The sequence below is a fragment of the Flavobacterium sp. genome (genome assembly GCF_043760115.1).
In the GTDB taxonomy this organism is placed as follows: domain Bacteria; phylum Bacteroidota; class Bacteroidia; order Flavobacteriales; family Flavobacteriaceae; genus Flavobacterium.
The window spans coordinates 1-3,124 of record NZ_JAYUPK010000080.1 but is presented as its reverse complement, the minus strand read 5'-3'; the positions used below and the strand labels follow the sequence as shown (position 1 = coordinate 3,124).

The 3,124-nt window shown below is 26.2% G+C and carries 4 protein-coding genes; all 4 read right to left on the bottom strand.

From position 1 onward, the window contains the following. Positions 1 to 1,186, bottom strand: a 1,186-nt coding sequence (locus tag ACH2BC_RS06820) for an ATP-binding cassette domain-containing protein (protein WP_395053240.1), incomplete at its 3' end; no start/stop codon positions are given. A gap of 7 nt (positions 1,187 to 1,193) precedes the next feature. Next, the gene (locus ACH2BC_RS06815; protein ID WP_395053239.1) at positions 1,194 to 1,865 is read right to left on the bottom strand and encodes a TetR/AcrR family transcriptional regulator; all 672 of its coding nucleotides are present in this window, start codon (positions 1,863 to 1,865) and stop codon (positions 1,194 to 1,196) included. Positions 1,866 to 1,876: 11 nt separating this feature from the next. Then, positions 1,877 to 2,590, bottom strand: a complete 714-nt coding sequence (locus ACH2BC_RS06810; RefSeq protein ID WP_395053238.1) for a DUF2490 domain-containing protein — start codon at positions 2,588 to 2,590, stop codon at positions 1,877 to 1,879. A 6-nt stretch (positions 2,591 to 2,596) separates the two neighbouring features. Further along, a partial coding sequence (locus tag ACH2BC_RS06805; RefSeq protein WP_395053237.1) for a leucine-rich repeat domain-containing protein occupies positions 2,597 to 3,124 on the bottom strand: 528 nt, incomplete at its 5' end.

Below are 3,124 nucleotides of genomic sequence, written 5' to 3'. Positions count from 1 at the left end.
TAATGAAAAATGATCCTGAAGTTTGTTTAAACAATCCTGATAAAATTCGTAAAAGTGTTGTTTTACCTGAACCATTTTCGCCATCTAGATATATTTTTTCAGAGGAATCTATTTTTAAATTTATGTTTTCTAAAATTAAATCGGTTGAATCTGGAAAAGAAAAATTTAGATTTTCTGTTTCTAAAACCATATTATTAAAACAGATTGTAGCATCAGAATTATTAAATTTTTCTATTTCTAAATCGGTAATTTGTCCTATTTTTTCAACTGAAGTTAACACATCATAAAATGTTTCTAATCCAATAATTATTTTTTCTACAGAATTTATTACTAGTAAAATTATGATTTCTGCGGCAACGAACTGACCAATATTCATTTGTTGGTTCAATACTAAAAATCCACCAATAAGAAGTAATCCAGAAGTTATAATTACTTTAAAAACAATAAGTTGTATGAACTGTCTTTTAATAATACTAAAATGTTTTTCACGAGATTGTAAGTAATTGGTAACTAAAGAATCGTTTTTAGAAAGTGCAAATTCAAAATTTTCTTTTTTGCGAAAGCTGTAGCTGTTTCTTGCCATTTCTTGCAACCAACTTGCAACCTTATATTTGTATTTAGATTCTTTTAAGCTTGTTGAAAGTCCAGAGTTATAAGAAAATTTAAAAATAGAATACAATAGTATTATCAATAATAAACCGAATAATATAAAAAATGGATGATAAAGAGAAAGTAAGATAATTCCAAAAATAATTTGTAAAATGGCAGAAGAAAAATCTATGAGTAATTTAGAAGTTCCTTTTTGAATAGAAATTGTATCAAAAAAACGATTGGCTAATTCTGGTGGATATTGATTGTATAAAGATTCTAAATTTATTTTTGGTAAACGATAGGCAAATTCAAAAGACGAACGAACAAATATTTTTTGTTGTAAATTTTCTGTAATTCGCAATTGCATTAAAGATAAAATCCCAACCAGAGCTACTCCAATTACAACAATTACTACAAGAACTATCCAAGAAACACTAACTTGTCCTGCTTGAATTAAATTGATAATTGCTTGAATTCCAAGTGGTAAAGACAAACTTACTAATCCAGCAAAAATTGCATATAAAAACAATTGAACAATGTCTTTTTTGTCCAGTTTTAATAAATTAATGAATCTGCTTAATGGTGATTGTGACATTTGTAAATTATTTTAAAATAAGTGCAATCATGTTTTGATAAAATTGAGATGGCGAGTTTTCTTCGTTACAATTGGTAATTGTTTTTAAATGATCTTTTAAAAAATGTTGATGCAATGCACCTTCTACTATTGATGAAGCCAAGCTTTTTGCATAGTGATAATTGGGATTTACTTCTTGAATCATTGTTATAATTCTATTAATAACTCGTTTGTATATTAAGAAAAAACCTTCTTTGTTTTCTTCGTCTACCTCTTTAGTTAGAATTGTTTTAGTAAATTCTAAAACAATAATTTTATTTAAAATAGCTTCGTTAATGTGTTGTGTTGCCGAATCGTCTTCAATTTTTTCTGTTACAATTGCTATTGCTTTTTGTAATTTTTCTGTTGGATTTACAATATTATTTGTTGCAAAAACCAATCGGTATTCCATCCAACCCCAATACCAAGACGATAAGTAGAGTAGTAGTTTGTGTTTATTTTCGAAATAGCGATATAATGAACTTTCATTGGAACCAATTCTTTCGCCCAATTTTTTAAAAGTAAAATTATCAAAACCAACTTCATCAATTAAAATGATGCTTTGTTTTATTATGTTTTTTCCTAAAGTTGATGTTTCTGGATTTTTTACATACAATTTTTCGTTAACCGAAATAATTATGTTGGAAAGTATTGTTTGCATAATTTTACTATTTAATCTGATGTTGTTGGTGTAAATTCTTTTTCTTCTTTTTTTGTTAAATCTAAATTATAAAGAAGAGCAATGTTTAAAAAATCGCGACCTGTTTCATCATTTATTTTATAATCAAATTGATATATGTAGCCAGTTTGAATGGCTAAATTTTTATTTACTTCATATCCACAACCGATAAACAATCTGTTTCTTTCAAAAAAAGGTTCTTTATTGGTAAAGAATAATTCGTTCCAAACCATTGTATAAAAGGTTTTGGGTTCTATTTTTATATTATTTATTGGTATTGTTGCCCCAATTCTATATCTAAATCTATTCTTAAATCCGTCACTTGTAAATCGTTGTTCTGCTCTGTAACGATGTTCTAAAGTTAGATAGCGTAACGGATTTTTAAGATTTACTTGCAACCATGTTCTTATTTCTTTGTTTTTAATTGGATCATTAAAATTACCGCCTTCGCTAAAAGTATTGTACGAACCAAAACCAGATGTTGCTGAAAAATCTTTACTAATTTTATAGGTTACACCAGATTTTATTTCGTAATAATGGAACTCATCATAAAACGACAAACTTCTAACTTGTGATTCTGCAAAAACATTCCATTTAGAACTTATCTTAACGTTCATATTTAAGATGTTCCAAGAACCTAAATTTTCTTGAGAGAAAAGTAAATTAAAAAAAAGAATACCTACTATTAGAAAAGTTTTAAATTTCATTTATTTCTAAAAATTAATTTTAAATCCAAAGTTTAAATTTTTCATATCTTGTAATTTTGGCTCTATTTTATTATCATTCAAATCAAGGTATTTTAGATGATCTAAAGTTTGTACTTGCGGAATTTGCTTGAGTTTATTATGATTTAAATATAAATTTTCTAGATTTTTAAATGCTAAAATTTCTGCAGGAAGTTTTGATAAATTATCGTTTTCTAAATGTAGGGTTTTTAAATTTGGTAACTGTGCTAAAACAGCTAATGTTTTTGGTAAATTAATATTTTTTTCATTGTTTAGATAAAGTTCTTCAAGATTCACAAGTTTTTCAAATTCTATTGGCAAAGTTTTAAAATCGTTTCCGCTAATGTCTAATGTTTTTAGCGTTTTTAAGTTTGTAATTGCTAAAGGAATTTCAGTTAAATGATCGTTTTGAAGACTTAAATATTCTAAATTTATAAATTTAGACCAATCGTTATCTGAAAGCGAAATTTCTTGATTGCCTAAATTTAATCGGTACACTTTTTCAGGATTTTTTAA